Origin of the sequence: Nitrospirillum viridazoti CBAmc (genome assembly GCF_000730165.1) — a bacterium.
GTDB lineage: Bacteria > Pseudomonadota > Alphaproteobacteria > Azospirillales > Azospirillaceae > Nitrospirillum > Nitrospirillum viridazoti.
On record NZ_CP022112.1, the window covers coordinates 145,926 to 172,358 of the forward strand.

Annotated in this window: 25 protein-coding genes; 11 read left to right on the forward strand and 14 right to left on the reverse strand. The window is 68.7% G+C overall.

Translation table 11 applies throughout. From position 1 onward, the window contains the following. Window positions 1-72 precede the first annotated feature (72 nt). The 6 genes from shc to hpnA form a co-directional block, all read right to left on the reverse strand. A complete protein-coding gene (shc, locus tag Y958_RS22665; protein ID WP_088874250.1) occupies window positions 73-2,064 on the reverse strand; it encodes a squalene--hopene cyclase in 1,992 nt (663 codons plus the stop codon). A 127-nt stretch (window positions 2,065-2,191) separates the two neighbouring features. Continuing rightward, entirely contained in the window at window positions 2,192-3,481 is a 1,290-nt protein-coding gene (gene hpnE / locus Y958_RS22670; protein WP_088874251.1) for a hydroxysqualene dehydroxylase HpnE, read from the reverse strand. Next, entirely contained in the window at window positions 3,481-4,362 is an 882-nt protein-coding gene (gene hpnD / locus Y958_RS22675) for a presqualene diphosphate synthase HpnD (protein WP_244909653.1), read from the reverse strand. Before hpnD ends, hpnE begins: the two co-directional genes overlap by 1 nt. Continuing rightward, complete coding sequence (gene hpnC, locus Y958_RS22680) at window positions 4,359-5,237, reverse strand: squalene synthase HpnC (RefSeq protein ID WP_088874252.1); 879 nt, start codon at window positions 5,235-5,237, stop codon at window positions 4,359-4,361. Before hpnC ends, hpnD begins: the two co-directional genes overlap by 4 nt. Then, window positions 5,234-6,514 carry a glycosyltransferase gene (locus Y958_RS22685; RefSeq protein ID WP_088874253.1) on the reverse strand — a complete coding sequence of 427 codons (1,281 nt, stop codon included), beginning with the start codon at window positions 6,512-6,514 and terminating at the stop codon, window positions 5,234-5,236. Before Y958_RS22685 ends, hpnC begins: the two co-directional genes overlap by 4 nt. Further along, a complete protein-coding gene (hpnA, locus tag Y958_RS22690; RefSeq protein ID WP_088874254.1) occupies window positions 6,511-7,512 on the reverse strand; it encodes a hopanoid-associated sugar epimerase in 1,002 nt (333 codons plus the stop codon). The genes Y958_RS22685 and hpnA overlap by 4 nt, the downstream gene beginning before the upstream one ends. Window positions 7,513-8,000: 488 nt before the next feature. Between hpnA and Y958_RS22695 the strand changes: the two genes are divergently transcribed. Further along, a complete protein-coding gene (locus Y958_RS22695) occupies window positions 8,001-8,792 on the forward strand; it encodes a hypothetical protein (protein ID WP_088874255.1) in 792 nt (263 codons plus the stop codon). Window positions 8,793-8,871: 79 nt separating this feature from the next. Here Y958_RS22695 and Y958_RS22700 read toward each other — a convergent pair whose 3' ends face one another. Further along, window positions 8,872-9,489, reverse strand: coding sequence for a TetR/AcrR family transcriptional regulator (locus Y958_RS22700; protein WP_145727536.1), 618 nt, complete (start codon window positions 9,487-9,489; stop codon window positions 8,872-8,874). 283 nt (window positions 9,490-9,772) lie between these two features. Between Y958_RS22700 and Y958_RS22705 the strand changes: the two genes are divergently transcribed. The 5 genes from Y958_RS22705 (at window position 9,773) to ilvD (ending at window position 16,488) form a co-directional block, all read left to right on the forward strand. Further along, window positions 9,773-10,891, forward strand: a complete 1,119-nt coding sequence (locus Y958_RS22705; RefSeq protein ID WP_244909654.1) for an HlyD family secretion protein — start codon at window positions 9,773-9,775, stop codon at window positions 10,889-10,891. 32 nt (window positions 10,892-10,923) lie between these two features. Then, window positions 10,924-12,594 (forward strand): MDR family MFS transporter, encoded by a 1,671-nt coding sequence (locus tag Y958_RS22710; protein WP_244909655.1) that lies wholly within the window; start codon window positions 10,924-10,926, stop codon window positions 12,592-12,594. Window positions 12,595-12,711: 117 nt separating this feature from the next. Then, window positions 12,712-13,602 carry an ABC transporter permease gene (locus tag Y958_RS22715; RefSeq protein WP_088874258.1) on the forward strand — a complete coding sequence of 297 codons (891 nt, stop codon included), beginning with the start codon at window positions 12,712-12,714 and terminating at the stop codon, window positions 13,600-13,602. A 12-nt stretch (window positions 13,603-13,614) separates the two neighbouring features. After that, a complete protein-coding gene (locus tag Y958_RS22720; RefSeq protein WP_211098755.1) occupies window positions 13,615-14,505 on the forward strand; it encodes an ABC transporter ATP-binding protein in 891 nt (296 codons plus the stop codon). A 138-nt stretch (window positions 14,506-14,643) separates the two neighbouring features. After that, window positions 14,644-16,488, forward strand: a complete 1,845-nt coding sequence (gene ilvD / locus Y958_RS22725; protein WP_088874259.1) for a dihydroxy-acid dehydratase — start codon at window positions 14,644-14,646, stop codon at window positions 16,486-16,488. 69 nt (window positions 16,489-16,557) lie between these two features. Here the strand turns inward: ilvD and Y958_RS22730 are convergent, their stop codons facing one another. The 5 genes from Y958_RS22730 to Y958_RS22750 all read right to left on the reverse strand — a co-directional run bounded on the left by Y958_RS22730 (window position 16,558) and on the right by Y958_RS22750 (window position 20,260). After that, on the reverse strand, window positions 16,558-17,547 hold the full coding sequence (locus tag Y958_RS22730; RefSeq protein ID WP_088874260.1) for a CBS domain-containing protein: 990 nt from the start codon (window positions 17,545-17,547) through the stop codon (window positions 16,558-16,560). Window positions 17,548-17,687: 140 nt separating this feature from the next. Continuing rightward, window positions 17,688-18,257, reverse strand: coding sequence for a YceI family protein (locus Y958_RS22735; protein WP_088874261.1), 570 nt, complete (start codon window positions 18,255-18,257; stop codon window positions 17,688-17,690). A 154-nt stretch (window positions 18,258-18,411) separates the two neighbouring features. Continuing rightward, the gene (locus Y958_RS22740) at window positions 18,412-18,990 is read right to left on the reverse strand and encodes a YceI family protein (protein ID WP_088875177.1); all 579 of its coding nucleotides are present in this window, start codon (window positions 18,988-18,990) and stop codon (window positions 18,412-18,414) included. 38 nt (window positions 18,991-19,028) lie between these two features. Next, on the reverse strand, window positions 19,029-19,601 hold the full coding sequence (locus tag Y958_RS22745; protein WP_088874262.1) for a cytochrome b: 573 nt from the start codon (window positions 19,599-19,601) through the stop codon (window positions 19,029-19,031). 47 nt (window positions 19,602-19,648) lie between these two features. After that, window positions 19,649-20,260: a YceI family protein gene (locus Y958_RS22750; RefSeq protein ID WP_088874263.1), complete on the reverse strand. Its 612-nt coding sequence runs from the start codon at window positions 20,258-20,260 to the stop codon at window positions 19,649-19,651. A 321-nt stretch (window positions 20,261-20,581) separates the two neighbouring features. Between Y958_RS22750 and Y958_RS22755 the strand changes: the two genes are divergently transcribed. The 3 genes from Y958_RS22755 to Y958_RS22765 are packed head-to-tail and all read left to right on the forward strand — an operon-like array spanning window position 20,582 to window position 22,585. Then, on the forward strand, window positions 20,582-20,899 hold the full coding sequence (locus Y958_RS22755; protein ID WP_088875178.1) for a BufA1 family periplasmic bufferin-type metallophore: 318 nt from the start codon (window positions 20,582-20,584) through the stop codon (window positions 20,897-20,899). A gap of 32 nt (window positions 20,900-20,931) precedes the next feature. Beyond that, a complete protein-coding gene (gene bufB / locus Y958_RS22760; protein ID WP_088874264.1) occupies window positions 20,932-21,849 on the forward strand; it encodes an MNIO family bufferin maturase in 918 nt (305 codons plus the stop codon). Beyond that, complete coding sequence (locus tag Y958_RS22765) at window positions 21,842-22,585, forward strand: HvfC/BufC N-terminal domain-containing protein (protein WP_186291566.1); 744 nt, start codon at window positions 21,842-21,844, stop codon at window positions 22,583-22,585. Before bufB ends, Y958_RS22765 begins: the two co-directional genes overlap by 8 nt. Here the strand turns inward: Y958_RS22765 and nhaA are convergent. Then, complete coding sequence (nhaA, locus tag Y958_RS22770; RefSeq protein ID WP_088874266.1) at window positions 22,582-23,763, reverse strand: Na+/H+ antiporter NhaA; 1,182 nt, start codon at window positions 23,761-23,763, stop codon at window positions 22,582-22,584. The genes Y958_RS22765 and nhaA overlap by 4 nt on opposite strands. Before the next feature lie 96 nt (window positions 23,764-23,859). Beyond that, window positions 23,860-24,534 carry a class I SAM-dependent methyltransferase gene (locus tag Y958_RS22775; protein WP_198924814.1) on the reverse strand — a complete coding sequence of 225 codons (675 nt, stop codon included), beginning with the start codon at window positions 24,532-24,534 and terminating at the stop codon, window positions 23,860-23,862. 277 nt (window positions 24,535-24,811) lie between these two features. Here Y958_RS22775 and Y958_RS22780 point away from each other — a divergent pair, with 277 nt between their 5' ends. Both Y958_RS22780 and Y958_RS22785 read left to right on the forward strand, forming a co-directional pair. Next, a complete protein-coding gene (locus tag Y958_RS22780) occupies window positions 24,812-26,020 on the forward strand; it encodes an NADH:flavin oxidoreductase (RefSeq protein ID WP_088874267.1) in 1,209 nt (402 codons plus the stop codon). A gap of 61 nt (window positions 26,021-26,081) precedes the next feature. Next, window positions 26,082-26,429, forward strand: a complete 348-nt coding sequence (locus tag Y958_RS22785; RefSeq protein ID WP_088874268.1) for an ArsR/SmtB family transcription factor — start codon at window positions 26,082-26,084, stop codon at window positions 26,427-26,429. Window positions 26,430-26,433: the final 4 nt, after the last annotated feature.

The following is a 26,433-nucleotide window of genomic DNA, read 5'->3' on the forward strand; positions in this document are numbered from 1 at the left end:
CAGGCGTCTTTATTACCCGCAGTCGCGGCGATTTACAGTTTTAAAAAGGGCCTTTTACAGGCGTCCTTTTCGTCACAGGCCAACGCTGACCAGCTTGCTGTTGCTGTTGGACAGGTTGCGGTAGCGCGCCATGGCCCATAGCGGGAAATACTTCGAATAGCCGTGGTAGCGCAGGTAGAAGATGCGGGGGAAGCCGCCGCCGCTGTAGTACTCTTCCTTCCACAGGCCATCCTCGCCCTGGTTCCGCGTCAGCCAGTCGATGCCGCGCGCCACGGCCGGATGCTCCACGGCACCGGCCGCCATCAGGCCCAGCAGGGCCCACGCGGTCTGCGAGGCGGTGGAGGGGAAGGGCTGGTAGCCGCTGTAATCCAGGGCGTAGCTCTCGCAATCCTCGCCCCAGCCGCCATCGGGGTTCTGGATCTGCACCAGCCAGTCCACCGCCCGCTTCATGGCGGGGTGGTCGGGCGACAGGCCGGCGGCGTTCAGGCCGTTCAGAGCGGACCAGGTGCCATAGATGTAATTGACGCCCCAGCGGCCGAACCAGCTGCCGTCCTTCTCCTGCTCCTTCAGCAGGTAATCGACGCCTTCCCGCATGGCCTTGCCGTCCTTGTCGGCACCCAGCTGGGCCATCATGCCCAGGCAGCGGCCGGTAACGTCGGAGGTGGGCGGATCCAGCAGGGCGCCATGGTCGGAGAAGGGGATGTAGTTCAGGTAGTAATGGGTGTTGTCGGCGTCGAACGCCCCCCAGCCGCCATTGCGGCTCTGCAGGCCTTCCACCCATTCGGCGCCGCGCGCCACCGTCATGTCGTAGTCGGCGGGCAGGCCGGCCGCGGCCAGCTGCGGCTGGGCACGGTTGAAGGCCATAACCACCACGGCGGTGTCGTCCAGGTCGGGATAATGGTCGTTGCCGTACTGGAAGGCCCAGCCACCGGGGCGGACGTTGGGGCGCTGGTCGGCCCAGTCGCCCTTCACGTCCAGCACCTGCTCACCCTTCAGCCATTCCAGGGCCTGGCCGGTGCGGGCCAGCGCCTCTTCCGTGCCGACTTCCAGCATGGCATGGCACAGCAGGCTGGTGTCCCAGACGGGGCTGACGCAGGGCTGGCAGAAGGCCTCGTCCCGCGCCTCGTCGACCACCAGCAGCTTCTCGATGGCATAACGGGCGGTCGCGACCTCGGGATGCTTGGGCGACCAGCCCAGCAGGTCGAACATCATGACGGTGTTGGCCATGGCGGGGTAGATGGCGCCCAGGCCATCCTCGCCATTCAGGCGCTCCCGCACGAAGGCCACCGCCTTCTCGACGGCCTTGTCCCGGCTCTTCTTGGGGAAGTAGGGCTGGGCCAGGCGCAGCACGCGATCGATGACGCCGAAGATTTCGCCCCACGGCTTCTTTACGTGCGGCGCCTTGGGCCAGGACTTCACCTGATCGGCCGGAACCAGGAACAGCTCATCGATGCGCAGGTTGCACGGGTTCTTGGCCTTGGATTTCAGCGCCATCAGGACCAGCAGCGGCACGATGACCGTGCGCGCCCAATAGCTGATCTTGGTCAGGTGGAAGGGGAACCACCTGGGCAGCAGCATGATTTCCACCGGCATCACTGGCACGGCGGTCCACGGCACGGCGCCGAACTGCGCCAGCATGATGCGGGTGAAGACGTTGCTGGCGGCCGCCCCGCCGTTGTCGCGGATGGCCTGGCGGGCGCGGGCCATGTGCGGCGCGTCGATGTCGTCGCCGATGGCCTTCAGCGCGAAGTAGGCCTTTACGCTGGCGCTGATGTTGAACGCGCCGTTGTGGAACAGGGGCCAGCCGCCATGGCTGCCCTGGATGCGGCGCAGGTAGTTGCCGATGCGGCGCGCGATCTCCGGATCCGGCTCCTCACCCAGGTGGTGCTTCAGCAGGATGTATTCGGCGGGAATGGTGGCGTCCGCCTCAAGGTCGAACACCCAGTGGCCGTCGGCGGCCTGGCGGTCCATCAGGACGCGGGCCGCGCGGTCGATCGACTGCTGCAGCACCCCTTCGTTGACGCGGGCCGAAGCGGCGCCGGTGCCGACGAAATCGGCTTCCATACGAACATCCATGACCAAGCGACCTCTAGAAACGCGACTTAACCTGAAGCGGGATGATTCAACAAACGCCAAGCCGGGCTGTGCGCCAGCGCACACCTCAAGCTCATGCCTGAAATGCTCAGGCGACTCACCGTGCGGTCAGGATCGCATCCGCAGCAGTGAATCCTGAACGTATGGCGCCTTCGATGGTGGATGGCAATCCGGTAGCGGTCCAATCCCCTGCCAATGCAAGGTTTTTTCCGGCGGCCGTTGCATTCGGGCGACGCTTTGCCTGTTCTGGCAGTGCGGCAAAGGTGGCCCGTTTCTCCTTCACCACCTGCCACGGGGGCAGGGGCGCGGCGGGATCGAGGTTGGCCAGCGCCGCGATCTCCGCCCAAATGGTGCGCGAGGTCTCTTCCCGGTCCGACTCCATCAGGCGGTCGGCGCCGCTGACGGTGACGGACACATGGTCGTCATAGGCGAAGGCCCATTCGCCCACGGTGTTGATCATGCCCGTCATGCGGGGCATGCCCGCCGGCCGGTCCAGGCGGAAATGAACGTTCAGGATGGAGCGGTGTTCCGTCGGCGTCGTCAGGCCGGGCAACAGATCGGCCGCCACCCAGGCCGGCACCGCCAGCACCACCCGGTCCTCCGGCTTCAGCTCAATCGTTTCGGTACCGAAATCAAGAGCCGTGACCAGCTGGTCCACACGGGTGAGGGCGCGCAGGCGGCGGCGCCACACGATCTCCGCCCCCTGCGCCACCAGCCACTCCAATGCCGGGTCGACGAAGACGGGCGACAGGCCGCCGCTGGCCAGCAAGGGCTGATAGGCCGCACCGCCCTGGGCCAGGGTCTCACGGATGATGGCGCCAGCCAGGCCCGCGGCCGACTGCTCCGGCTCGGTATTGAGCGCCGCCAGCAGAACCGGGCGGAAGAAGGTGTCCCAGGCGGGGCCGGAACAGGCCAGCACCTCGCCGATGGGGGCCAGCGGGTTGGCCCGCATCAGCTTCCACCCGGCCAGGTAGTCGCTGGCCTTGGTGCCCGGCACGCGGCGCGAGGGCACCAAGGCCCACCAAGGCAGCTTGCCGTCGTTGGGCCGCACCTGCCAGCGCCGGCCGGTGGCGCCGTCCCAGAACCGGTACTCCACCTTCTCCAGCGCCGGTTCCCGGCCGGGGCCATGCGTGGCGCGCAAATAGGTCATGGCGGCATGATTGCCGCTGACCATCAGGTGGCTGCCATTGTCGATGCGGATGCCCAGGTTGGGCTCATCGTACGAGCGGCAGCGGCCGCCGGCTTGGGCCGCGGCCTCATACAGGCGCACGCGCCGCCCGGCCTGGGTCAGGCGCACGGCGGCAGCCAGGCCGGCCAGGCCGGCGCCGACGATGTGCACGGTGGGCCCGGGGAAGGAAGCCCCGGGGGAAGGAAGGGGGGTAGTCATCAGAACAGGAAGGCCTTCAGCACGATCCACAGCAGGTGGGGCTTGGCGATGCGGACCTTGGGGCGGGGCCCGGCCCAGCCGCGCACCAGCAGGCGGTCCAAATAGACCTTATAGACGTCCCGCATCAGGCGCGGGGCCCGGGCGGCGCGGCGGGGGGCGGCCGCCAGCAGGCGGTCGGCCTCGCGAAAATGCTCGGCGGCCCGCACCGCCAGGTCGCGCGCCACGCCGTCGATGCGCGGATCGGCCACCACGGTGTTGGGGTCGGTGGCGGTGATGCCGTGCTTGCGCAGCAGCTCGGCCGGCAGGTACAGCCGGTTGATCGCCGCATCCTCATCCACGTCGCGCAGCACGTTGGTCAGCTGCAGGGCGCGGCCCAGATGGTGGGACAGGGCGATGCCGCTGTCCTCCGGCATGCCGAAGACGCGGACGGACAGGCGGCCCACGGCGCTGGCCACCCGGTCGCAGTACAGATCCAGGGTCGCCATGTCCGGCGCCTGGATGTCGGCGTCCAGGTCCATCTGCATGCCGTCGATGACGGCGATGAAATCGTCATGGCGCAGGCCGAAGCGCAGGGTGGCGGCCTGCAGGCCGGCCAGGCTGGTGGGCCCCTTGCCCTCGCACATGGCGGCGATGTCCCGTCGCCACGTGTCCAGCGCCTCGTGCCGCGCCGCCTTGGTGGCGGCGATGGTCGGGTCGTCGCCGTCGGCGATGTCGTCCACCGCCCGGCAGAAGGCGTAGATGTGGAACATGGCGTCGCGTTCCGCCGGGGGCAGGACGCGCATGGCGGTGTAGAACGAGCTGCCGCTGGCCGACTTGGCCGCGGTCTCGTTCTGGCCCGGGATATTGGGATTGGTCTCGGTCATATCGGCGGCCAGGCTCATGGCTTTTTCCCCGCCGGCACGGCGCGGGTGCCGCCGCCGGTCATGCGCTGCCACAGAGTCGACAGGGCGGCGCCGGCGGCGGTGCACAGCGTTTCGATCTTGGTCAGGTGCACCCGGTCGGACAGCGGGTCGCGGATCAGCAACAGGCGCACCAGGCGGCGGGCCAGGCGCTGGATGATGGCGACCTCGATGGCCAGCCGCAGATCCTTCACCTGGGCGGCCAGCGGCTCCGCCTGGTCCAGCAGGGCGTCAGTGCGCTTGGCCAGATGATGGATGATGTCCAGCAAGGCCGGCGGCGCCGCCGGCTCCAGCAGCACGTCGGGGATCAGGTCACCCGCGATCAACAGGGGCAGGGGGATGTAGACGCGGTCCAGCGCCCGCTTGTCCTTGCCGCAGTCCTGCAGGTGGTTGATGACCTGCAGGGCGGCGCACAAGGCGTCCGACGCCGGCCAGGTGTCGCGGCTCTCCCCATGCACGTCCAAGACGTAGCGGCCCACCGGCATGGCGGAGTACCGGCAATAGTCCATCAGGTCGTCCCAGTCGGTGTAGCGCAGCTGGGTGACGTCGCGGCGGAAGGCGGTCAGCAGGTCGTGGGCGTGCTGGTCAGACAGGCCGCGTTCCCGCAGGACTTCCCGCAGGGCCACGGCCTCCGGCTCGTTCTCGCGCTCGCCGCGCAGGCTGGCGCCCATGGCATCCAGCAGCTTCAGCTTCATGTCCGGCGCCAGGATTGGGCTGTCCGACACGTCGTCGGCCACGCGGGCGAAGGCGTAATAGGCCATCACCGGCGCCCGGGCGTCCCGGCGGATGATCAGCGAGGCGACGGGGAAGTTCTCGTCCTTATGGCCTTTGCCGGTGCGGTGGTTGGCTGCCGTCATGGGGTAGGGGTTCCGTTCTGGCCCGGCTGCTGACCCGTCACCGCTTGGCCTTGGCTGACCTGGACAGGATGCACATGCTGGGCTTGGGCGCGCCCTTTCCACATGCCGCCACGGCCCATCCAATGCTGGATCGCGCTGTCCACGGTCCACACGGTATAGACGATGCCGATCAGCGGCAAGGTGACGGCCCGCATAGGCGACAGGCGATAGAACACCTGGATGGGGGCGAAGCTGGCCAGCATGAGGCCGACGGCGAGCGCGCCGAAGATGCCCGCCGCCTCCCGGTTGAACAGGGCCAGCAGCACGGGCGCCACATAGGTCAGCAGCATGCCCAGCACGGTGCCCGCCAGCAATGCCGGGGAATAGTTCAGCTGCGCGTAGGCGCTGCGGATGACCATGCGGCGGATGTCGTCCACCTTGTCATAGGCGCGCAGGCTGACGGCGCGGTCGCTGAGGCCCAGCCAGATGGACCCTTGCGTCTTCAGGCGGCGCCCCAGGGCGCAGTCGTCGATCAGGGCGTCGCGGATGCTGTCGATGCCGCCGGCGCGCGCCAGCGCCTGGCGGTCCACCAGCATGCAGCCGCCGGCCGCCGCCGCCACGGTGGATCCGCTGTCGTTCACTCGGCCGAAGGGGTACAGCATCTGGAAGAAATAGATGAAGGCCGGGATGAAGGCCCGCTCCGCCCAGCTCTGGCAGCGCAGCTTGGCCATCAGGCTGACCAGCACGCGCTTCTCCGTCTGGGCGCGGGTCACCAAGCGGGTCAGCGTGTCGGGGGCGTAGGCAATGTCGGCGTCGGTCAGCCACAGGTAGTCGGGCGGAAAGTCGCCCTCCTGCGCGTGCGCGATGCCCTGGCGCACGGCCCACAGCTTGCCCGTCCAGCCCGGCGCCAGTTCCGCCCCCGTCAGCACCGTCAGCGCGGCGGTGGAGCCTGAGGACTCGGCGGCGTGGCGGGCCAGGTCGGCCGTGCCGTCGTCGCTGCCGTCGTCGACCAGCACGATGTTCAGGGCGCCGGGGTAATCCTGCGCGCCCAGGGACGCGATCACCTGGGCGATGCCGTCAGCCTCGTTGCGGGCGGGGATGATGGCGGTGACGGAAGGCCAGCCACCCTCCAGCCCGCCATGGCCATGAGCTGGGCCGCTGGGCAGGTCCCCCGGCCTGTTGGCCGGCACCACCGCCATGTCGTCCCGTTCCAGCCCCAGCCAGAACAGGCTGCGGGCGAAGACCAGGACCACCCAGACCGCCAGGCTGATGAGGCCAATGAGGAAGATCAGGCTCATGCAAGGTACCTCGCGGTCTTGAACCAGGTGAGGGCGTCGGCCAGGGCCTGGCCGTAGGGCCGGGCGGTATAGCCCAGCTCGGCCTCGGCCTTGGCCGAGGAAAAGAACATGCGGTATTTGGACATGCGCAGGCCGTCCACGGTCACGAACGGCTCGCGCTTCGTCACCTTGGCCACCGCTTCCGCCACCACGGCGATGGGCAGGATCAGGCCGCGCGGCACCGCCACCGTGGGCGGCTTGCGGCCCACCAGCCGGGCGATGTCGGCCAGCATCTGCTGCAAGGAGACATCCTGGCCGCCCAGGATGTAGCGTTCGCCCACCCGGCCTTTCTCGAAGGCCAGCAGATGGCCCTCGGCCACGTCGTCCACATGCACCAGGTTCAGGCCGGTATCGACGAACGCCGGCATCTTGCCGGTCGCAGCCTCGACGATGATGCGGCCGGTGGGGGTGGGGCGCAGGTCGCGGGGGCCGATGGGGGTGGACGGATTGACGATGACGGCCGGCAGGCCATCCCTGGCCACCATATCCAGCACCGCCTGTTCCGCCAGGATCTTGCTGCGCTTGTAGGCGCCGATGGCGGCGTCCGGGGCCATCACCGCGCGCTCGTCAACCGCGACACCATCGGTGCGGGGTGCCAGCACGGCCACGCTGCTGGTGTAGACCACGCGCTTCAGGCGGTGGCGCACCGCCAGTTCCATGATGGCGCGGGTGCCGCGCAGGTTGTTCTGGACGATCTCTTCCGGGTTGGGCGCCCACAGGCGGTAGTCGGCCGCCACATGCAGCAGGGCGTCCGCCCCGTCCATGCCGCGCGCCAGGCTGTCCGGGTCGTTCAGGTCGCCTTCCACCACCCGCACGTCCAGGCCGGCCAGGTTGGTCGGTGGCGTCGCCGCGCGCTTCAGCACGGTGACGTCGTGGCCCCGCGCCAAGGCCACACGGGCCACGGCCGCGCCGACGAATCCCGTCGCCCCGGTGATGAACAGTCGCTGCTTATCGGCCATCGGCCTTACGGTCCCCATCAATACTTTGGTCGGCACCCATCGGTCGGCGCGGACCATATCACTTCCCTGGTGCGGAGGGGAAAGGGTTGGGCACCGGCGCCCGGCGGATGGCTGGCCTGCTGCGGCGCCGATGCCACAGGTGCACCGTCGCTGCCAGGGTCGCCGTACGCTGGCGGACAGCCAAGTATTTAACGGTATGTTAACTACTGTCGGGCACGCTGATGATGCAGGGTTTCCTGTAAATGTTGCAGCGCAAACGGGCGTCTTCCCCTACTCGCGATCCTGCGTCATCTACAAAATCATCTGACCATTCGGTTATGTGCGGCCAATACTGATTGACCAGCCGGTCAGGATGCATTGTGCTCATGGTTGTAGGAGGGGCTGGTGGAATCAAGGTGATGCCATCAGTCGGATTTCCAGCAAGCGAGGTGGGTTGTCCCGAGGCGTCGCGCCTGCGGGACCTTGAAACGATCCGGGGGATTTGAGAGATGCGCGTGAAGGTCCAGTTTTTGTTGCCTGTCATTGGTGTTGCCGCCTTGGGCGGCGTGCTGGTGGCCGCTGGCCAGGTGGGCCAGGACCGGGCGGCGCGGGTTGCCCAGTCGCTGGACCAGGCGCGGACCACGCTGGTGCAGGCCACGGATGTGCGGGCCATCAGCCGCGCCGTGCAGCGCGACGCGCTGAACACCCTGCTGGAACCGGCCGCCGATCGCGGCACCTTTGTCGAGCGCGCGTCCATGCGGCTGACGGAGATGGGGCTGCTGGTCGCCGGCCTGCGCGACCGGGCCACCGACGCGGCCTTCCTGGCGCCGCAGGCCCAGGCCCTGACGGAAATGACGGCCATGGTGACGGCCGTGCGCGGCGGTGACGAGGCCGGCGCCCTGACCCGCCTGCGCACCACCGTCGGCCCGCTGGACGCCCAGGCCGCCGGCCTGGCCCAGGCCTTCATCGACACCCAGGGCCAGGTCCTGGACAGCTTGGCGGCCGACGCCGGCCGCCTGCAGGCGCGCACCAGCCGCCTGACGGCCTGGGGTGGCGTGCTGGGCACGGCCGCGGCCATGATGATGAGCGCCCTGTTCCTGCTGGCGCTGCTGCGCCGCCCCTTGGCCCGCTGGGTTGGGGCCGGCAACGACGATCTGCGCGCGGTCATGGCCGCCGCTGCCCGGGGGGATGAACTGGGCGACTGGGCCCGCGCCCTGATGGCTTTGCGCGACCAGGCGAAGCAACGGGGCCGCCGCCCGGTCCCTGTCATGCGGAGCAAGCCCACGGTGCTGGCCGCCTGAGGCCGGCCAGGTTCCAAAGACCCAAGTTCCGACAGATATGGATAAGGCCCGGGAGTCCCCCGACTCCCGGGCCCTTTTCCTATTTGGCCGCCTGGCCGCATAGCGGCCGGGGCAGAGCACCTTCCAGCAGCTGATTGATGTGGCGGTCCATCCAGCCTGGCTCGTCCAGCGGGCTGAAACGGATCAGCAGGCGGGTGTAGAGGGCGCCGTACATCGCCTCCACCAGGGTTTCCACGTGCAGGTCGGGGCGGAACTCGCCATTGCGCTTGCCCCGCTCGATGATGTCGCGCAGGCGCTGGCGCCGCGGTTCCACCACCTTCTCATGATAGACCTTCAGCGTGGGCGGGTCGTTCTGTCCCGCCAGCACGATGCTGGCCACCACCCGGCCGGTGGCGCCGGCGAAGCTGCGGGCGATGCCGTCCAGCACGGTGCGCAGGTCGGACACGGCCGACGCCGTGTAGGGAATCGGCACCGTCAGTTCCGCATGCGCCAGCAGCGCTTCCATGGCCAGGGCCCCCTTGCCCGGCCACCAGCGGTAAATGGTTGTCTTCGCCGTGCCCGAACGGGCGGCCACTCCCTCGATGGTGAAGCGTTCCAGGCCGTTCTCCTCCAGCAACTGGAATGCGGCGTCCAGGATGGCGTCCCGGGCCTGGTCTGATCGGGGCCGTCCAGGCCCCCGCATGGCTTTATCCGTCACCCTCTCTCCTCGCTCAAAATGAAGCCCCGGTTATTAAGCCGGCCCCTGGTTGACCGGGGCCGGTCTGTGATGCGCGTCGCATGGCCATGGATATGAAACGCTACACAGCGTTTCGTTTGTCGCAGTGCTCCTCACATCGGTTTCACACTACCTTACCGTTACGAAACGGACCATAGCGAAATGGTCCTTCCCGCCGACCTCCGGTTCCATTCCCGGCCCATCCTTCCTTGGGCCGGAACGCCCCCGGTCGTCCCTGCGGGCATCAGATGCAAGGAGAGTAGCGGTGAGCGGGGTTGTAAAGAAGTCTTCCGTTAAAGTATTGGCCGGCGCCGTCGCGGCCATAGCGCTTTTGGGTGGCGCTGCGGTTGGCGGGAATTACTATTGGAAGACGGGGCGCTTCCTCGAATCGACCGACGACGCCTACGTCCAGGCCGATTACACGACGGTGGCGCCGAAGGTGTCGGGCTATATCGCGGAAGTGCTGGTGGAGGACAACCAGCCGGTGAAGGCCGGCCAGGTGTTGGCCCGCATCGACGACCGTGACTTCCGCACGGCGCTGGACCAGGCCAAGGCCGATGTGGCCACGGCCGAGGCCGATATCCGCAACATCCAGGCCCAGCGCAGCCAGCAGCAGGCGGTGGTGGCCCAGGCCCAGGCGGCGCTGGCCGCCGACCAGGCCAACCTGACCTTCGCCCGCCAGGACCGCGACCGCTATCGCGACCTCATGAAGACCGGATTCGGCACGGTGCAGCGCGCCCAGCAGACCGAGGCGGCGGTGACGGACAAGGCGTCGACCCTGCAGCGCGACCAGGCGGCCCTGGTGGCGGCGCAGAAGCAGGTGGACGTGCTGGCCACGGCCGAGGCCAAGGCCGCGACCGTGCTGGATCGCGCCCAGGCCATCGCCCGCCAGGCGGCGCTGAACCTGTCCTACACGACTATCGCCGCGCCCATCGACGGCACGGTGGGTGCCCGCACCCTGCGCGTGGGCCAGCTGGTCCAGGCCGGCACGCAGCTGATGGCCGTGGTGCCCCTGTCCCAGGTCTACGTGCTGGCCAATTTCAAGGAGACCCAGCTGACCGAGGTGCGTCCCGGCCAGCCGGTGCAGGTGACGGTGGACAGCTTCCCCGGCACCACGCTGAAGGGCCGGGTGGACAGCCTGTCGCCCGCCAGCGGCACCAGTTTCGCCCTGCTGCCGCCGGACAACGCCACCGGCAACTTCACCAAGATCGTGCAGCGCATCCCCATCAAGATCGTGCTGGACGAAGGCCAGCCCCTGGCGGGCCTGTTGCGCCCCGGCATGTCGGCCGAGCCGGTGATCGATACCCGGGTGCAGCCCGCCCACGCGGCCCAGGCGCCGCAGCTGGCGACGTCCACCTCAGGCCTCTACCCCATGGCCCGCTGAGGGCCGCACCGGATCGCTGAAGGCCTCAAGCCATGGCTCCCCTCGACAGCAGCACCATCCTGACCGCCGGCGGCACCCTCCCCCGCACCCTGCCGCCGGCCAGCGGCCCGGCCCCCCACGACGGGGGCCGGGCCGCGCCCTCCATCCCCGCCGCCGACCATGTGCCGTTCAAGACCTGGCTGGCCGTGCTGGGGTCGGTGCTGGGCGCGTTCATGGCGGTGCTGAACATTCAGATCGTCAACGCCTCCCTGGCCGACATCCAGGGCGGTATCGGCGCTGGCGTGGACGATGGCGGCTGGATCGCCACCGCCTACCTGATCGGCGAGATCATCGTCATCCCGCTGTCCGGCTTCATGAGCCAGGTGTTCAGCGTGCGCCGTTACCTGATCACCAACACGGTGCTGTTCCTGGTCTTTTCCGTGGCCTGCGCCTTCGCCCAGAACCTGCAGCAGATGATCGTGCTGCGTGCCATCCAGGGTTTCTGCGGCGGCGTGCTGATCCCCATGGCCTTCACCCTCATCATCACCCTGCTGCCCAAGTCGCGGCATCCGCTGGGCCTGGCCCTGTTCGCCCTGACCGCCACCTTCGCGCCGGCCATCGGTCCCACCATCGGTGGCTACCTGACCGAGACCTACGGCTGGAAATATATCTTCTACATCAACCTGGTGCCGGGCGTGTTCATGGTCGCAGCGCTGTGGGCCTCGCTGGAGCGGGCGCCCGTGCGCCTGAGCCTGCTGCGCCAGGGCGACTGGTGGGGCATCGCCACCATGGCGGTGGGCCTGGCCTGCCTGCAGACGGTGCTGGAGGAAGGCAACAAGGACGACTGGTTCGGTTCCGCCTACATCGTGCGGCTGGCGGTCATCGCCGCCGTGGCGCTGGCGGCCTTTCTGATCATTGAGCTGAAGGTGGCCAAGCCGCTGCTGAACCTGCGTCTGCTGGCGCGGCGCAATTTCGGCCTGGGCATCGTCGCCAACGTGCTGCTGGGGGTGGTGCTTTACGCCTCTTCCTACCTGCTGCCGCGCTATCTGGGTCAAATCCAGGGCTACAACGCGCAGCAGATCGGGTCCGTCATGGCCTGGGTGGGTCTGCCGCAGCTGGTGCTGATCCCGCTGGTACCCCTGCTGATGAAGCGCTTCGACGCCCGTTGGCTGGCCCTGGTGGGGGCGGCGGTCTTCGCCGGCAGCAACTTCATGAACATCCATCTGTGGCTGGGCAGCGCGTCGGACCAGCTGTTCTGGCCCAACATCGTGCGCGCCTTCGGCCAGGCCCTGGTCATGACGCCCCTGTCGGTGCTGGCCACCGGCGGCATCGAGAAGGAGAGCGCGGGCTCCGCCTCCGGCCTGTTCAACATGATGCGCAACCTGGGCGGCGCCGTCGGTATCGCGCTGACCCAGACATGGCTGACCAAGCGCGAACAGTTCCACTCCAACGTCATGACGGGCCAGGTCAGCCTGTTCGGCGAAAGCACCCGGCAGCACCTGGCCATGCTGCAGCGGAAGTTCATGGAACACGGTGTGCCCGACGCCCTCACTGCCTGGCGCCAGGCGGTGGCGGAGGTGGATTCCGGGGTCCGCACCCAGGCCTGGCTGATGGCCTACAGCGACGCCTTCTTCTTCCTGGGCAGCGCCATGGCCCTGTCGGCCATCGCCATCCTGTTCCTGAAGAAAGCCGCCTCCGGGGCGGACGCCGGCGGTGCGCACTGACCCGGCGGCGCGCACTGACAAGGTGCGGCAATTCGACAGCGCCGCCGCCGACAGGACGGCAGCTGGGACGCAGTGATAGGTCCTGACAAGGTTCCCTATCTAAAGGCTAAGTCGGCCATGTCGAAAGGCATATCAGTCAGGGATCGCGCGCCAGCGGTCCCCCCTTCCCTGAACGCCGGCACGCCGCCAGACGCGACGCTGATCACAGCCCAGGGGCCGGGCCTGCTGCCCTGGCTGATGGAGGCTTGGCGCACCCGGCGCATCGCCCTGATGCTGGCGCGGCGCAGCCTTAAGGCCCGGTACCGCCAGACCTGGCTGGGGGCGGGCTGGGCCATCCTGCAGCCCTTGCTGCTTATGCTGGTCTATTGGGGAATTTTCGGCCATCTGCTGGGTGTGCCCACGGGCGGCGACACCCCCTATCCCGTGTTCGCCTTCACCGGCCTGGTGCTGTGGCAGTTCTTCTCGCGCGCGCTGATGGACGCCAGCGCCAGCATCCTGCACCAGGCCCACTTCGTCACCAAGGTCTACTTCCCCCGCCTGCACATGCCGCTGGCCTCGCTGATGGTGGCGGCGGTGGACATGGCGGCGGGCCTGGTGTGCCTGGCGCTGCTGCTGGCCGCCTTCCGCATCTGGCCGGAGGCGCGCTGGTTGCTGCTGCTGGGGCCGCTGGCCCTGCTGCTCGTCACCGGTGCGGGTGCGGCGTTGGTGCTGTCCGCCCTGGTGCTGCGCTTCCGCGACGTGGGCCATCTGCTGCCCTTGACGACCCAGGTGCTGATGGTGGCGGCCCCGGTGATTTATCCCGCCCATCTGGTTCACGGGGTGATGGGTACGCTCTACCGCCTGAACCCCATGGTGACGGTGATCGAGGGCGCGCGGGCCGCCCTGCTGGACACCCCCGCGCCTGAACCGGTGCCGGCCCTGCTGTCGGTGGCGCTCGCCGCCGGGCTGCTGCTGCTGGGCCTGCGCATCGTTCGGCGCACGGAACCGGCCATGGCCGATCTGATTTGAAGGGCTCCCCTCATGACCTTGTGCACGTTCGATGGGGCGGTCGGCGCCAACATCCGCGAATCCCACCACCTGGCCAATGCCCTGCCACCCCCGGCGGTGGAGGTGCGGCACCTGTCCAAGCGCTATGGCGGGGCTGGGCGGGGCGGCATGATCTACGACCTGCTGGCCGGGTGCCGCGGGCGGGCGGAGCCCGCCGGCCTATGGGCGCTGGACGACCTCAGCTTCACCGTGCCCCAGGGCGGCGTGTTAGGCATCATCGGCCGCAACGGCTCGGGCAAGACCACGCTGATGCGCATCCTGTCGCGCATCACCGCGCCCACGAAGGGAGAGGCCCTGGTGCGCGGCCGGGTCGGCGCCCTGCTGGAGATCGGGTCCGGCTTCCACCCCGAACTGACGGGGCGGGAGAACATCGATTTCAGCGGCGCCATCCTGGGCATGACCCAGGCCGAGGCGCGCGAGGCGGTGGACGCCATCATCGACTTCGCGGAGATCGCCGACTTCCTGAACACCCCGGTGAAGCACTACTCCATCGGCATGTACATGCGCCTGGCCTTCGCCGTCTCATCCCACATCCGGAACGAGGTGCTGCTGCTGGATGAGATCCTGGCGGTGGGCGACGAGCGGTTCCAGGACAAGTGCCGCCGCCGCATCAAGCAGCTGTGCGGCGAGGGCCGCACCGTGCTGATCATCAGCCACACCAGCGCCCTGCTGGAAGAATCGTGCGACAGCCTGCTGGTGCTGGACAAGGGTCGTAAGGTCTTTCTGGGCGACCCCTACGCCGGCATCGACTTCTACCACCGCGACATTCTGCGCCTGGCGCCTGGCGCCCGCCTGGGCGCCGACGGCCGCCCCTACCGCGCCGCCATCAATGTCGGCCGCATCCGGGGCTGGCGGCGGGGGTGAGGCGCCGGCCCCGGTACTGACCCGCGCGCCGGGCATGCCGGGGGATCGCCCAGGCCAACGCCGGAAAGGTTGCCTCTGCGGCCAGATAGTTTTAGAAATTGGCCCCAGTCAGGTAACAATCTTTCAGGATCTGGTTCCGTGCCCCAGCTTCGTTCCCGCACCACCACCCATGGCCGCAACATGGCCGGCGCCCGCGGCCTGTGGCGCGCCACCGGTATGACGGATGCCGATTTCGGCAAGCCCATCGTGGCCATCGCCAATTCCTTCACCCAGTTCGTGCCTGGCCACGTGCACCTGAAGGATTTGGGCCAGCTGGTGGCGGGCGAGGTGGTGGCGGCCGGCGGCGTGGCCAAGGAATTCAACACCATCGCGGTGGATGACGGCATCGCCATGGGCCACGCCGGCATGCTGTACAGCCTGCCTTCGCGTGAGGTCATCGCCGACGCCGTGGAATACATGGTCAACGCGCACTGCGCCGACGCCCTGGTCTGCATTTCCAACTGCGACAAGATCACGCCCGGCATGCTGATGGCCGCCCTGCGCCTCAACATCCCCACCGTGTTCGTCTCCGGTGGCCCCATGGAGGCCGGCAAGGCTCCTGTACATGGCGAGATCCGCTCGGTCGACCTGATCGACGCCATGGTGGCGGCGGCGGACGACAACGTCAGCGATGCCGAGGTGCAGGCGCTGGAACAGAACGCCTGCCCCACTTGCGGCTCCTGCTCCGGCATGTTTACCGCCAATTCCATGAACTGCCTGGTGGAGGCGCTGGGCCTGGGCCTGCCCGGCAACGGCACCGTGCTGGCCACCCACGCCGACCGTAAGGCCCTGTTCCTGCGGGCCGGTCGCACGGCGGTGGAAATCGCCAAGCGCTGGTATGAGCAGGACGACGCCAGCGTCCTGCCCCGCTCCATCGCCACGTTCGAGGGGTTCGAGAACGCCATCGCCCTGGACATCGCCATGGGCGGGTCCACCAACACGGTGCTGCATCTGCTGGCGGCGGCCTATGAGGGCGGGGTGGACTTCACCATGGCCGACATCGACCGCATGTCGCGCCGGGTGCCTCACCTGTGCAAGGTGGCGCCGTCCTCCGCCACGGTGCATATCGAGGATGTGCACCGCGCCGGCGGCATCATGGGCATCCTGGGTGAACTGGACCGCGCCGGCCTGCTGCACCGCGATGTGCCCACGGTGCACGCCCCCACCATCGGCGCCGCCGTGGACCGCTGGGACATCACCCGCGCCAACGACGCCGACATCAGCGAGTTCTACGCGGCCGCCCCCGGCGGCGTGCGCACCACCCAGGCCTTCAGCCAGGCGTCGCGCTACACCAGCCTGGACCGGGACCGGGTGAACGGCATCATCCGCAGCAAGGAAAACGCCTTCAGCCAGGACGGCGGCTTGGCTGTGCTGTATGGCAACCTGGCGGTCGATGGCTGCATCGTGAAGACGGCGGGCGTGGACCCGGCGGCCCTGACCTTCACCGGCAAGGCCCGCGTGTTCGAAAGCCAGGACGACGCCGTCTCCGCCATTCTGGGTAACCGGGTGCAGGCGGGCGACGTGGTGCTGATCCGTTATGAGGGGCCGCGCGGCGGCCCCGGCATGCAGGAGATGCTGTACCCCACCAGCTACTTGAAGTCCAAGGGCCTGGGCAAGGTCTGCGCCCTGGTGACGGACGGTCGCTTCTCTGGCGGCAGCTCCGGCCTGTCCATCGGCCACGTCTCGCCCGAGGCGGCCGAGGGCGGCACCATCGGCCTGGTGGAGGAAGGCGACCGCATCGTCATCGACATCCCCAACCGCAGCATCCGGCTGGAGGTGGAGGACAGTGAGCTGGAACGCCGCCGCGACGCCATGAAGGCCAAGGGGGTGAAAGCCTGGAAGCCCGCCACCCGTGACCGCCAGGTCTCCGGCGCGCTCAAGGCCTACGCCTACTTCGCCACCTCCGCCTCGCGCGGTGCCGTGCGGGATACGTCGGGGATTTGATCGGGCAGCGGCATGAGGTTCCACCTCATGCCGCTACAGGCGCACGACGCATCGGGCGCTTGAATGTCTTTACCCCTCTGCCTCGCCCCACACCAGGAACAGGCCGACGTCGCCGGGGAAGCCGTTGGGGAAGTCCAGGACGCGGGCGGTCAGGCTGAAGCCCGCCGGCTGCAGCTCATGGTGCCAGCGCTGGTAGATCTCGGCGGCCTCACCGCGCAGGGTGCGGGGCCAGTCCGGTTCCGGGGCGTTGATGGCGCGGGCGCCGTCGCTGCACAATTCCGCCGGGAAGCGCAGCAGTAGGAATTCCTTCTCACCCCGCGCGGCGGCGTCGTGCGCGCCCTCCAGCAGCTTGTGCCAGCCATGGTCGGCCACATGATGGTCGATCAATTCCTGCACCTTCTCCTGCCGGCGGACCAGCGCCTCCTTGCGCTGCTCGGCCAGCTGGCGGGCGTTCTCGTCGTGGAAATTGCCCACCAGGTGGCGGAAGTCGGCGGCGCGGAACAGGGGTTCATGCGCCGGCTCACGCACCGGTGCCTGCGCGGGCGGTGCTTTCCTCTCCCACCGCTGGAACAGGCCGGGGCGGTGCGCGGGCTCAGTCTTCTCGGCGGGCTCGGCCGCCAGCACCTTCAACAGGTCGGCGCGTGACACGATGCCCACCAGCGATCCGTCCAGCACCACGGGCACGCGCTTGATGCCATGGGTCATCAGCAGGCGCGCGATGTCGGCCGTATCGGTGTTGATGTCGACGGTGATGACCGGGGCGGCCATGACGTCGCGGGCGGTGCGCTCACGATTCTGGGCGTCGGCCCAATAGGCGGGCAACTGCTCACCTTCCGCCACCAGGGCCAGCCACCAGTCGCGCCGCGCCTCATGGTCGGCGCCCGCCTCTTCGCGGTTGATCAGGTCGCCCTCGCTGACCATGCCGATGACGCCGCCATGGCCGTCCACCACCGGGGCGGCGCTGACGCCCCGGTCCAGCAACAGGGCGGCGATGCGGCTGACCGGCGTGTCGGGCGCCAGGGTCAGGACATCCTCGGTCATTACGTCATGGGCGCGCATTGGGCGGCTTTCCTGTCACGATGGGTCCGTGCGGGAAAAGATAACCCAATGAAATGGCGCAGTCTTTGCGCTGCATCATTGGCAGTGGCGGCCTTCCCCCAATGCGTCGCCGGGGGCTACCCTTTGGTAATGGGCGGCGGTCAGGGCTGTGCCGTGGCCATGAGATCGACCACCACCGCCACGTTCAGGTCCACCGTCCGGCCCTTGCTGAACAGGCCGTGTCCGCCGACGTCATAATCGGTACGGACCAGGTCCAGCCGACCCACGGCGTGGGCCTTGCCATCGGTGACGTCCAGGGTGAAGGGCAGGACGACATCCTTCCTGATGCCGCGGATGGTCAGGGTGCCCACCGCGTCGTACTGGTTGCCGCCCTTGGCGCGGAAGGCCGTGGCCTCGAACACCGCGTCGGGGAAGGCCTGGACGTTGAACCAATCCTCGCCGGGCAAGGCCTGGTCCTTCTCCGCGTCGCCGATCACGGCGCTGCCCATGGCGATGGTCACCTTGGCATGGCCGGCGGCGGGGTCGGCGGGGTCGAAGTCGATGGCGGCATCCCAGCGGCCGAAGCGGCCGGTGAATTCCTTGCCGCTCTGCTTGCCGATGAAGCCCAGCACGCTTTCGCCCTTGTCTACCGTCCAGGTCGCGGCCCCGGCGGGGGCGGACAGCAGCAGGACGGCTAGGGCGGGGATCAGAAGGAACGGGCGTGGGGTCACGGGGAGCGGTCTCCAGGTCGATGCGGCGGTTCCCCACAATAATCGATAGGCTGGTACCGCGGTCTGCGACCTTGCGTAGCATACAGTGTAAGAAAAAAGCCCCAGGCGCTGTCGACGCCCAGGGCTTCCGTCTTGCGGTTTACTGCGTTACGCCTTACTTGGCCGTGGCGTTCAGGTCCACGGTGACGCTGACGGCCAGGGCCACCATCTTGCCATCGCCCCAGGCGCCCTGGCCCACGCCGTAATCAGTGCGCACCAGGTCCAGCTTGCCCACGGCATGGGCCTTGCCGCCGGCCACGTCCAGGGTGAAGGGCAGGGTCACGTCCTTCTTGATACCGCGGATGGTCAGGGTGCCCACCGCCTCATACTGGTTGCCGCCCTTGGCGCGGAAGGTCGTGGCCTCGAACACCGCCTTGGGAAAGGCCTTGGTGCTGAACCAATCGGCCTCGGGCAGGGACTGGTCCTTCTGCACGTCGCCGGTCTTGGCGCTGGCCATGTCGATGGTGACGGTGGCGTGGCCGGTGGCCGGGTTGGCCGGGTCGAAATCGATGGTGGCATCCCAGCGGGTGAACTGGCCGCTGAAGGCGGTGCCGCTCTGGCTGCCGGTGAAGCCCAGCTTGCTATGGGCGGTGTCCACGGTCCAGCCGGCGGCCGACGCCGGGCCGGCGAGCAGCAGGGCGCCCAGGGCGGTGGCGGCCCAGGTGGTGGCAACGCGCGGGGCGAGGAACTTCATGATGGGCATCCTCAGTCTTGGAAAGGGTGGCCGGGGACTTAGGCCCGGCGGCCGAAACGGGGAACCATACGCGTCAGCACATCATCCTTGACCAAGAAGTGGTGGCGCAGCGCCGCCAGGGCGTGGACCACCACCAGGGCCACCAGGATCCAGGCGGCCAGCTCGTGCGCCTCCGACACCACGTCGTTGATCGGCGCCTTGTTCTCCAGGTCGGTCAGGACGGGCATGTGGGGGAAGGGGATGAGGCCGTACAGCACGGTCGGGATGTTGAATTTCGAGGTGGAGACGACCGCCCACCCGGTCAGCGGCATGCCCAGCAGCAGGGCGTACAGGCCGGCATGGCCCAGGTGGGCGGCCCACTTCTCCCACGCCGGCATGTGGGCCGGCAGGGGTGGGGGCCGGTGGGCCAGGCGCCAGGCCGCCCGGAACAGGGTCAGGGCCAGCACGGTGATGCCCACCGACTTGTGCAACTGGAACAGCTTGAACTGGTCGGGGGAGCCGGGCGGCAGCGACGTCATTGTCCAACCCATGATCAACAGGGCCAGGATGGCGATGACGGTCAGCCAATGGACCAGGATGGCCACGCTGTTGTAACGCGCCGCGATGGTCATGGTCCGGCTCCCCCTTCAGTCCGATAACGCGATGGATAGTAATGCTATTACTGGGCGCGGTCGAATTCACCGCTGATCAGCAGCTCAACCTCGTCGCCGACATAGGGCACGTACTTGTCGACGCCGAATTCGGACCGCTTCACCTGCGCCTTGGCGTCGAAGCCGACGACATAGGCCTTGGTCATGGGGTTGCTGCCGCCGCCGTGGAAGCTGGCGTCCAGGGTCACGGGCTTGGTCACGCCATGCAGGGTCAGGTCGCCGGTGATCTTGCCGGTGGTGGCGCCGGTCACCTCGATCTTGGTGGTCTTGAAGGTGGCGGTCGGGAACTTGGCGGTGTCGAAGAAGTCCGGGCTGTTCAGGTGCTCATCCAGCTTCGGGTTGGCGGTGGCCAGGCCCTTCACGTTGATGGTCACGTCCAGCTTGCTCTTGGCCGGGGCCTTGGGGTCGAAGTCCAGCGTGCCTTCCAGGTCAGGGAAGGCGCCGTAATAGGTGGAGAAGCCGAAGTGGGTGATGGCGAACACCACCTTGGCGTGGCTCTTGTCCAGGGTGAAGTGGCCACCCTCGACCTTGCTCAGGTCGGTGGTCGCCTGGGCCAGGGCCGTGGCGGGGGCGGCGGCCAGCAGGCTCGCTGCCAGCAACAGGGCGGGAATGCGCTTCATGGGAATGTTCCTTGAGAAAGCCTTGGGGGAGAAAGCTGGCCGGACGGCCGGAGGGGAGGGAGCGCCGGCCGCCACCCGCGGGACGGGTGGTGAGCGGCGGTACGGGCCTAATCTAAGTCGCGCCGCCCTTGCCCACAATCAAGGTCACCTGGAATTCATTGTTCCATTCGTCGCACCAATCGTGCCCTCACCGCGTCGATTTCACACGGAAGGCAGGGGTTTTGTCGCGGCGCCAAAGGGCGTAGGGTCTGCGGGCTCGCCCCCACCGGGGCGGCCCCCGGGGGCGCGCGATGGCGCCCGTCTTTGCCGAAGGATGGCCTGATGACCGACCGAACCACCGCCCTGACCGCAGCCTTGGCCCTGGCCGGCGCCCTGACGGCGCTCAGCGCCGCGGCGCACGACGCCCCCGCGCCCCCGGGCCGGGAAAAGTGCTACGGCATCGCCAAGGCGGGGGAGAATTCCTGCGCGTCGGCCGCCGGCACCCACGATTGCGGCGCCATGTCCAAGGTGGATTACGACGGCCAGGAATTCCTCGACGTGGCCAAGGGTGAGTGCAAAACCCTGGGCGGCAAGCTGAAGCCGTTCAAGGGCGTGGGCAAGCCGCCCAAGGCGGCCGTGCCGAAGCCATCGCAAGACTGAACGGCCAGCCCCCCGTGGACAGAAGGGCGCCCATGGACACCGCCGCCCCGGCCCCTGGCACCACCCCCGCCGTTGCCTTGCCGCGCCGCGCCGGCATCGGCTTGCGCCACCCGCACGTTCCGGCTTTCCTAGGCGGGGAGCGGCCGGACGTGGCCTGGGTGGAGGTGCACAGCGAAACCTATCTGGTGGCGGGCGGGCCACGCCTGGCGGCGTTGGAGGCCATCCGCCGCGACTACGCCCTGTCCTGCCACGGGGTGGGGCTGTCCCTGGGCAGCGCCGCTGGGCTGGATGCCAAGCACCTGGCCAACCTGCGCCAGCTTTACGACCGGCTGCGGCCCGACCAGATCTCCGACCATCTGGCCTGGACCGGCACCGGCGGCGCCTACCTCAACGATTTGTTGCCCCTGCCGCTGACGGCGGAGACGCGGGACGTGGTGGCGGTCAACATCGCCCATGCCCAGGACGCCCTGGGCCGCCGCCTGCTGGTGGAAAACCCCTCCCTCTACATGCCGCTGACCCTGCCGCCGGGGGTCGAGGCCATTCCTGAGCCGCAGTTCCTGGCGGACCTGGTGGCCCGCACCGGCTGCGGCCTGCTGCTGGACGTGAACAACGTGGTGGTCTGCGCCCACAACCTGGGTTTCGATGTCGCCGCCTACCTGGCGGATTTCCCGTTGGAGGCGGTGGGCGAGATCCATGTGGCCGGCCATCGGCGCGAGGCTTTCGCCCCCTGGGTGGGACCGGACGCGGGGGCCGGCGGCGTGGTGCTGATCGACGACCATGGCAGCCGGGTGTCGGACACCGTCTGGGATTTGCTGGCCGGCGTGCTGGCCCGCACCGGGCCGCTGCCGGTGCTGGTGGAATGGGACATGGACGTGCCGCCGCTGGAGGTGCTGCTGGGGGAGGCGGCCCACGCCCAGTCGTTGCTGGATGGGGTGGCCCCGCATGCTTGAGGCCTTCCAGCAACAAATGCAGCGGGCCCTGCTGGCCGCCGGCGGCGGTGAGGGCGGGGTGGATCTGGCGCCCGGCGCGGTGGCCGGGGCGCGGCTGAAGATCTATCGCGCCAACGTCCAGCAATCACTGGCGGAGGCGCTGGCCGCCGCCTTCCCCGTCACCTTGCGGCTGATGGGCGTGCCAGCCTTCCGCGCGGCGGCCCTGGATTTCGTGCGCGCCCATCCGCCCGCGCGGCCGCAACTGGCGGCCTACGGCGGCGGCTTCCCCGTGGCGCTGGCGCCGCTCGACACCGGGGCTGCCGACATGGCGCGCCTGGAATGGGCGGTGATGGAGGCCTACTTCGCCGCCGACGCCCCCGTCCTGACGGTGGAGCAACTGGCGGCCTTCCCCCCCGGCGACTATGCCCGGCTGCGCTTCGTCGCCCATCCGGCCGCCCGCGTGCTGTGGCTGGGGCATGACGTGCTGCCCCTGTGGCGCCAGGCACAGGAGGATGAGACCTGGGTGCCGCCGGCGCCGGACGCCGTGGATGGCGAGGTGCTGGTGCTGCGCCCGGCCGACGGCATCGTCTGCGTCTCGCTGCCGCCCGGGGCCGCCGCCGCCATCCAGTCGCTGCTGAATGGCGACATGCTGACGCAAGCGGCCGAGGCCGGCCTGCTGGTGGAACCGGAGCTGGATTTGCAGGCCATGCTGCACACGCTGCTGGCCCAGGGGGCGCTGGCCGGCGCCCGCCTTTAGGCTTTCCGCCGGGCCACCACCAGCCACAAGCCGCCGCCCAGGGCCGAGATCAGCGACCCGCTGAACACGCCCAGCTTGGCCTCTCCCGCCAACGCCGCGTCGGGGAAGGCCAGGCCGGCGATAAACAGGCTCATGGTGAAGCCGATGCCGCACAGCATGGCGATGCCGTAGAGGGTACCCCATCCCACCTGCGCCGGCAGCTGGGCCAGGCCCAGGCGCACGGCGCCCAGCGTGAAGGCGAAGACGCCCAGTTGCTTGCCCAGGAACAGGCCCAGCGCGATGCCCAGCGGCACAGGGTCCAGCAGGCTGGACCAGTCCAGGCCCTGGAAGCTGACGCCGGCGTTGGCGAAACCGAACAGGGGCAGCACGCCGAAATAGACGACGGGGTGCAACGCCGACTCCAGCCGGTGCAGCGGGGACCGGCCGGCGGCCTCGTCCTCCTCACTGCCCAGGGGGATGGTCAGGGCCAGCAGCACGCCGGCCATGGTGGCGTGGATGCCGGAGCGCAGCACCGTCACCCACAGCGCCAGGCCCACCACCAGATACGGCGCCAGTCGGCGCACGCCCAGGCGGTTCATGCCGACCAGTACCGCCAGGGCCAGGGCGGCCAGGCCCAGGTCCGGCCAGGACAGGCCGCCGCTGTAGAACAGGGCGATGATCAGGATGGCCGCCAGGTCGTCGAAGATGGCCAGCGACGACAGGAACAGGAAGGCGGAGCGGGGCAGGCCGCGCCCGAAGGCCGACAACGCCGCCAGGGCGAAGGCGATGTCGGTGGCGGCCGGCGTGGCCCAGCCGGCCAGCGCGTCCGCGTGCCCCCGGTTCAGGGCGATGTAGATCAGCACCGGGAACAGCACGCCGCCCAGGGCGGCGATGCCGGGCAGGGCGATCTGCGACGGGCTGGACAGGTCGCCGCCCACCATCTCCCGCTTGATCTCCAGCCCCACCAGCAGGAAGAACAGCGCCATAGCCAAGTCATTGACCCATTGCTCCACCGACAGGGTGGCGGGGCCGACGCCCAGCGGCGCATGCAGCGCATGGAAATAGGTTGGCGCCAGGCTGGAGTTGGCCACGGCCAATCCCGCCAGCGACAAGGCCAACAGCAGGATCTCGCCCCAGTTATCCAGCGCCAGGAAGCGTTCCACCCGGTAATGGATGCGGCGGACCAGGGACTGGATCATGGGGGGCAGGCCTACGGCTTAAGGGCAGGTACCCGTCCCACTTTACGGACGGAGCCGCCAATTGCCACCCAAAGCTGCCATTCCGGACGATAAAGGTCAGTGGTGGCGCGCGCTCATCACGGCGAAGCGCCAGGATTTGAAGGCGCAGTCCACGTCGGCCAAGCCGGCCTCGGCCATCCACATCAGCTGTTCGCCCAGGGTGGCGCAATGGTCCTGGCGCAGGCGGTCGCGGGCGCGGGACAGTTCCACTGCCGGCACGCCCAGGTCGCTGGCTTCCGATTGCCACAGCCGATCGTACTGGCTTTCCACCTCGGCGGTGGGGCCCAGCACCTGCTCGGCGCTGATGAACAGGCCGCCGGGGGCCAGCGCCCGGTTGATGCGGCCATACAGGTCGCGCTTGGCGTTGTGGTCCAGGTGGTGGATGGCGAGGGAGGAAATGACGAGGTCCCAGGGACCGGTCAGGTCGGCCTCTTCCAGCTCCGCCAGGGCGAAGCTGACGCGGGCGTCACCGGCGAAGCGGCGGCGGCTCTGCTCCATGGCCTGGGGCGTCTCTTCCACCAGGTGCAAGTGGGCGTGGGGCAGGCGGGCGCGCACCAGCGAGGCGAATAGACCGCCGTTGGCGCCCAGGTCCAGCACCCGGGGGCGGGTGGGGGCGCCCCAGTCGTCGATCAGGGTCAGCGCCGTGCCGTAGAAGGCATCGAAACAGGGGATCAGGCTCCGCTGCAGCGCATCATTACGCCCGGTTTCCAATAGGCTTGCACGGGCTGACACGGGTGCCGCCATCCTGCTGTCCTCCTGCTGTCACGGCGCCATCTGGCGCGCATAAACCCAATCTGCGTCTGCTGTTTTGCTGGCCTCTTCAAAGCCTGTCATCAAAGCGTAGCGCATTTCCCAGCGCATACCATAGGCTATCAATCGTTAATGATTGGTTGGTTTGCGGCGCAACATTTCATCTGCGTGAAAATGTCGCCAAACCAGGGACTTGATATATCGAGAAAACGCGATATACCGAAACGTCTTCCCTGCACCAACCAGCCAAGGCCCCTCCATGGACACCGCCACCCCCGCCCCGGCCGCCAATCCCGGCGCGACTCCGGTCACTATTCCCGCCGCCCGGCCGGCTACCGGCACCCATTCCGTCAACGCGGCGGTGGCGCCCTTGTTCCAGCCCTTCGCCTTTGGCCGGCACACCCTGGCCAACCGTCTGGTGATGGCGCCCATGACCCGGAGCAAGTCGCCGGGCGGCGTGCCCACCGAAGATGTCGTGGCCTATTACCGCCGCCGGGTGCAGGGCGGCGTCGGCCTGCTGATCACCGAGGGCACGACCATCAACCACCCGGCCGCCAACGGCTATCCCCAGGTCCCGGCCTTCCATGGTGAGGCGGCGTTGGCCGGCTGGAAGCGGGTGGTGGACGCCGTCCATGCCGAGGGCGGGCGCATCATTCCCCAGCTGTGGCACGTGGGCATCGCCCGCCGCCCGGGGGTGGAACCGGACCCCAGCGTCCCAGGCTACGGCCCCTCCGCCATCGTGGCCGATGGGGTCGAGGTGGTGCGGGCCATGACCCAGGCCGACATCGACGCCGTCGTCGCCGCCTTCGCCCAGGCCGCCGCGGATGCGGAACGCCTGGGCTTCGACGGGGCGGAGCTGCACGGCGCCCACGGCTACATCATCGACGACTTCTTCTGGGAACAGACCAACCAGCGCACCGACGCCTATGGCGGCAGCCTGGAGAACCGCACGCGCTTCGCCCTGGAGATCGTGCGGGCCGTGCGCGCCGCCGTCAGCCCGGACTTCCCCATCGTCTTCCGCTTCTCGCAGTGGAAGGGCGTCGACTACAATGCCCGGATCGCCCAGACGCCGGAAGAGCTGGGCCGCATCCTGAAGCCCCTGGCCGAGGCCGGCGTGGACGTCTTCCACGTCAGCACCCGGCGATATTGGGAACCGGCTTTTGACGGTTCTCCCGACACGCTGGCCGCCTGGACCAAGCGCCTGACGGGCAAGCCCGTCATCGCCGTGGGCAGCGTGGGGCTGGACGGCGCCTTCAAGGTCGGCATGTTCCCCAGCCGCGACGCCTTCGAGGTCAAGCCTACCGACGTGGACCAGGCGGCCCAGGCCCTGGCGCGGGGTGATTTCGACCTGCTGGGCGTGGGCCGGGTCTTGCTCAGCGACCCCGATTGGGCCATCAAGGTCCGCGATGGCCGCGTGGGGGAAGTGATCCCCTTCGACCGCGCCGCGCTGGACCGGCTGGTGGTTTGATTTTCGGGCCGGGGAGGGGGACGACCCCTCCCCGGTTTCACGGGGTGTGGATGTCGACGCGATGGATGTGGAAGCGATCCTGAAGGCCCTGGCCAACCCGGTCCGGCGCGACATCCTGATGTGGCTGAAGGACCCCGTCACCCACTTCGGCCCCCAGCCCGACGGCTACCCGGTCGAAAAGGGCGTGTGCGTCACCCGCATCCTGGAAAAGACGGACCTGTCGCAGTCCACCGTCTCCACCTACCTGGCCATGCTGCAACGCGCCGGCCTGCTGACCTCCCACCGCGTGGGGCAATGGACCTTCTATCGGCGCGACGAGGCGCTGATCAATGAGTTCATGAGCACGTTCGGGAAGCAGCTGTGCCAGATGCTGGTGAAGCGGGGAGATTACCAGGGGGGCGGCGACTGAACCG